6 protein-coding genes are annotated in these 4,753 nt (G+C 69.0%); 5 read left to right on the top strand and 1 reads right to left on the bottom strand.

Going from position 1 to position 4,753, the window contains the following annotated elements:
* Window positions 1-169 precede the first annotated feature (169 nt).
* From IBL25_RS24505 to IBL25_RS24525, 5 genes are all read left to right on the top strand, one after another.
* Window positions 170-1,054, top strand: coding sequence for an NAD(P)-dependent oxidoreductase (locus IBL25_RS24505; protein ID WP_187781081.1), 885 nt, complete (start codon window positions 170-172; stop codon window positions 1,052-1,054).
* A 62-nt stretch (window positions 1,055-1,116) separates the two neighbouring features.
* Window positions 1,117-2,109 (top strand): Bug family tripartite tricarboxylate transporter substrate binding protein, encoded by a 993-nt coding sequence (locus IBL25_RS24510; protein ID WP_238940645.1) that lies wholly within the window; start codon window positions 1,117-1,119, stop codon window positions 2,107-2,109.
* The gene (locus IBL25_RS24515) at window positions 2,106-2,978 is read left to right on the top strand and encodes an amidohydrolase family protein (RefSeq protein WP_187781082.1); all 873 of its coding nucleotides are present in this window, start codon (window positions 2,106-2,108) and stop codon (window positions 2,976-2,978) included. The genes IBL25_RS24510 and IBL25_RS24515 overlap by 4 nt, the downstream gene beginning before the upstream one ends.
* 11 nt (window positions 2,979-2,989) lie before the next feature.
* Window positions 2,990-3,718 (top strand): PIG-L deacetylase family protein, encoded by a 729-nt coding sequence (locus tag IBL25_RS24520; protein ID WP_187781083.1) that lies wholly within the window; start codon window positions 2,990-2,992, stop codon window positions 3,716-3,718.
* Entirely contained in the window at window positions 3,715-4,410 is a 696-nt protein-coding gene (locus tag IBL25_RS24525) for a 4-carboxy-4-hydroxy-2-oxoadipate aldolase/oxaloacetate decarboxylase (RefSeq protein ID WP_187781084.1), read from the top strand. The genes IBL25_RS24520 and IBL25_RS24525 overlap by 4 nt, the downstream gene beginning before the upstream one ends.
* Before the next feature lie 81 nt (window positions 4,411-4,491).
* Here the strand turns inward: IBL25_RS24525 and IBL25_RS24530 are convergent.
* On the bottom strand, window positions 4,492-4,753 hold a 262-nt coding region (locus tag IBL25_RS24530), incomplete at its 5' end, for an SH3 domain-containing protein (protein WP_187781085.1).

The following is a 4,753-nucleotide window of genomic DNA, read 5'->3' on the forward strand; positions in this document are numbered from 1 at the left end:
GCCGCCGGGCCCGCGCGGGCGGGCGCCCATGGGCCGCGCCGCGCTGCGCCCGGTGATCGAACTGGCGCTGGGCTACATGACGGCACAGGGCATGCTGCCACGCCCGCTGACGGTGGATGAGGTCTGGGACGGCCTGCCCGCCAACCTCGGCTGAGAACAGGAGACGGCGATGACCACCAATAGCACACGCTTCGCGATCATCGGCTTCGGCGAGGTCGGCGGCATCTTCGCCCGCGACCTGCGGGCGGGCGGCGCCGGTGCCATCCGGGCCTGGGACATCGCGGCCCCGGCGCTGGAACGCGCGGGCGCCGATGCCGCCGCCTCGGCGCCCGAGGCGGCGCAGAGTGCGGATGTGATCTTCATCTCCGTCACCGCTGGATCGGCACTGGCGGCGGCGGAATCCCTGGCGGGCGGGCTGTCGCACCGGCCCTTCGTGGTGGATGTGAATTCCGTCTCCCCCGCCACCAAGCAGGCGGCGGCGCGGGCCGTGGAAGCCGCCGGCGGCCGCTATGTCGAGGCGGCGGTGATGGCCAGCGTGCCGCCCAAGGGCCTGCGTTCCCCCATGCTGCTGGGCGGCCCGCATGCGGCGGCCTTCATGGAGCTGATGGAACCCTTCGGGATGGACCTGAAGGTCTTTCCGGGCGAGATCGGTAAGGCTTCCTCGGTCAAGATGTGCCGCAGCGTCATGGTGAAGGGGCTGGAGGCGCTGACCACCGAATGCATGCTCGCCGCCCGCCATTACGGCGTGGAGGCCGATGTGCTGCGCTCCCTCTCCGACACCCTGCCGCATGAGGACTGGCGCCGGCTGGCCGGCTACGTCATCAGCCGCGCCCTGCTGCACGGCAAGCGCCGGGCCGAGGAAATGCGGGAGGTGGCCCGCACGGTGGACGAGGCCGGGGTGGAACCGCTGCTCAGCCGCGCCATCGCGGAGCGGCAGGACTGGGCCGGCCAGCAGGGCCGCGCCCTGCCGCGCGAAAGCCTGCTGAAGCCCGAGCTGGAGCCGCTGCTGGATTCCCTGACCGAGGCGATGCGCCACCGGCCCGCCGCCGAGTAACCGCGCCGCCCGATACGGCCATGCCGCGGCGCCGGAAAGGCGCCGCCTGAGAAGGATGATCCATGATGCTTCGACGCCGCGAGGCCCTGCGCCTGGCCGCGCTGGGCGGCACCGCCGGCCTGCTCGCCCCCTGGGCCAGCCCCGCCGCCGCCCAGGGCAACTTCCCTGACCGGCCCATCCGCCTGCTGGTGCCCAACGCCGCTGGTGGCGTGGCGGACCTGACCGCGCGCGCCGTGGGCCAGGGCTTGTCGGAACGGCTGAAGCAGCCGGTGGTGGTGGAGAACCGCCCCGGCGCCGGCGGCATCGTCGCCGGGCAGGCGCTGACCTCCTCCCCCGCCGATGGCTATACGCTGATGGTGGCGACCAATGCCCATGCCATCAGCAAGTCGCTGTTCCGCTCCCTGCCCTTCGATCCCATCAAGGATTTCGTGCCGGTGGGCCTGATGGGCACCTTCTCCATCGCGCTGCTGGTGTCGCCGAAATCGCCCATCCGCAGCGTGCAGGAGTTGGTGCAGAAGCTGAAGAGCGACCCTTCGGGGACGAATATCGGCACCATCAGCGTCGGCAGCACGCAGAACCTGGCGGCCGAGCTGTTCAAGACCGCCGCGGGTGTCGAGGCTGTGACGGTGCCCTTCAACGGGACCCCCACCCTGCTGACCGCCCTGCTGCGCGGCGACGTGACAGTGGCCTTCGAGATCGTGGCGCCGCTGATGGGCCAGATTCGCGACGGTTCGCTGCGCGCCATCGCTGTTACATCCACCGAGCAGGCCGCCAATCTTCCGGATGTGCCGACACTGCGCGAGGCAGGGCTGAAGGATTTCGAGGTGACTTCCTGGAACGCGCTGGTGGCGCCCGCCAAAACGCCCGAGCCGGTGATCGCGCGCCTGAACACCGAACTGAATGCCGTGCTGGCGGATGCCAATATCCGCAAGCAGTTGCTGGATGCCGGCGTGGAAGCGCATGGCGGCACCCCTGAATCCCTGGGCCAGCGGCTGTCCGCCGAGGCCGAGAAATGGGCCGGTGTCATCGAGAAGGCTGGAATCGAGAAGCAATGAGCATCAAGACCTGCAAGGGCCCCGACCCTTATACCAAGACGCCCGCCTTCAAGCTGCCGCCGGGTTCGGTGGATGCCCACTGCCACGTCTTCGGCCCGGCCAATAAGTTCCCCTACGCGCCGGACCGTTCCTACACGCCGCCGGATGCGCCGGTGGAGGACCTGCGGCGGGTGCATTCCATCCTGGGCGTGGACCGCGCCGTGATCGTGCAGGCCAGTTGCCACGGCACCGACAACACGGCCATGATCGATGCCATCCAGCGCAGCGATGGCGCCTATCGCGGTGTCGCCATCGTGGATGGCAGCATCACCGACAAGGGGCTGGAGGAGTTGGATGCGGGCGGCGTCCGTGGCGTGCGCTTCAACTTCGTCAAGCACCTGGGCGGCACGCCGGACCTGGAGGTCTTTGATCGCGTGCTGGACAAGATCCAGCCGCTGGGCTGGCACGTCGTGCTGCATCTCGATGCGGGCGATATCCTGGAGCATGAGGAACGCATCCGCCGCATCAAGGTGCCCTTCGTCATCGACCACATGGGCCGCGTGCAGGCGAAGAACGGGCTGGAACAGGAACCCTTCCGCCGTTTGCTGGACCTGATGAAGAATGAACTGGCCTGGGTGAAGATCTGCGGGCCGGAGCGCGTGACCTCCGCCGGCGCGCCCTTCCACGACGCCATGCCCTTCGCGCGTAAGCTGGCCGAGGTGGCGCCGGACAGGACTCTCTGGGGCACCGATTTCCCGCATCCGAATATCGCGGGCGACATGCCGAATGACGGCGACCTCGTGGACATCCTGGCCCTGGCCGTGGAGGACGAGACCGCCCGCCGCAAGATCCTGATCGACAACCCCGACCGCCTCTACTGGGCGCGCTGAGGATTATCCCGATGTCTGGCACGCAAAAATCCGGCCTCGTCGTCACCGCGCATCCGGGTGATTTCGTCTGGCGCGCCGGCGGCGCCATCGCGCTGCACGCGAAGATGGGCTACCGCGTCAAGATCGTCTGCATGTCCTATGGCGAGCGCGGCGAGAGCCAGGGCGCCTGGAAGCAGCCCGGCATGACGCTGGAGAAGTGCAAGGAAGCCCGCAAGGCCGAGGCCGAGGCCGCCGCCGCCGTGCTCGGCGCCGAGATCGAGTTCTTCGATGCCGGCGATTACCCGCTGCGCATCACGGATGCGATGATGGAGCGGCTGATCGACATCTACCGCGAGGTGAACCCCTCCTTTGTCCTGACCCATGCGGTGAAGGACCCCTACAACGTCGATCATCCGGAAGCCTCGCGCATCGCGCAGGAGGCGCGCATTGTCGCCCAGGCCGCCGGCCATAAGCCAGGCCCTGGTGGCGTCACCTATTCCGCGCCGCAGGTCTTCCAGTTCGAGCCGCATCAGCCCGAGCAGTGCGACTTCAAGCCCAACCGCATCCTCAACATCACCGAGGTCTGGGAGACGAAGTGGAAGGCCTTCGAGCAGCTTCCGGCGCAGCGGCACCTTTGGGACTATTATGAACGCGTGGCACTGAACCGCGGCATGCAGGGCGGCCGTAATTCCGGCAAGGCCATGAAATATGGCGAGGCCTACCAGACCATCTTCCCCGATGCGGTCGAGGTTCTGGCGTGACGCCCGTCGTCGTCACGCGTAATCCGCGCGCGGAACTGGCGGTGATCGACCGCTTCGCGCCGCTGGGTGTTTCCACCACTCACGAGGCTTCCGGCCGCGCGCCAAACCTGATGAAGACTTACATGCGCCCGGTCTGGCCGGGCGCCTCGGTGGCCGGCAGCGCCGTGACGGTGCTGGCGCAGCCGGGCGACAACTGGATGATCCATGTCGCCGTCGAGCAATGCCAGCCGGACGATATCCTGGTGGTGGCCTGCACCACCGACAATACCGACGGCATGTTCGGCGACCTGCTCGCCACCTCGCTCAAGTCACGCGGCGTGCGCGGGCTGGTGATCGATGCCGGCGTGCGGGACGTGGCGGTGCTGCGGGAGATGGGCTTCCCCGTCTGGTCCCGCGCCATCTCGGCGCGTGGCACGGTGAAGGCGACGCTCGGTTCGGTGAACGTGCCGGTGGTCTGCGCCGGTGTCGCTGTGCGGCCGGGCGATATCGTGGTGGCCGATGACGACGGCGTGGTGGTGGTGCCCGCCGCCGATATCGCCACCACCCTCGCCGTCGCCGAGAAGCGGCAGGCGAACGAGGGCGAGAAGCGCGAGAAGCTGGCCTCCGGCGTTCTGGGCCTCGACCTCTACAACATGCGCCCGGCGCTGGAGAAAGCCGGGCTGCGTTACGTGGAGCGGCTGGAGGACCTCTGAGCCTCGCCTGACCGGGCGAGGATGTTCGCAACAACAAGAAGCGAGAGCAGGTGGAGCGAGCCAGGGCGAACGGAAGACGCTCTAGCGCTCCAGCATCGAGCTGTGCAGCCAGCCGATCGGCTGCTCCTCGCCCACCTGGAGCCAGCCGCCCGGCGCTTCGCCAAAGACGCGCAGCAGGGAAGCGCGGGGAACCACGCGGACAACCGCGCCCCCGCCCGCCGGGCTGCTGCGGACATTCACCGGATGGGCCGAGGTGGTCGTGACCGTGCCGGAGGCGGCCGTGGCCTGCGGCGCCGGTGCTGGCGCCGGCGGCGCGGCCTCAGGGCCTGCCGGCTGGCGCAGG

It is taken from the genome of Pseudoroseomonas ludipueritiae (assembly GCF_014490445.1).
In the GTDB taxonomy this organism is placed as follows: domain Bacteria; phylum Pseudomonadota; class Alphaproteobacteria; order Acetobacterales; family Acetobacteraceae; genus Pseudoroseomonas; species Pseudoroseomonas ludipueritiae.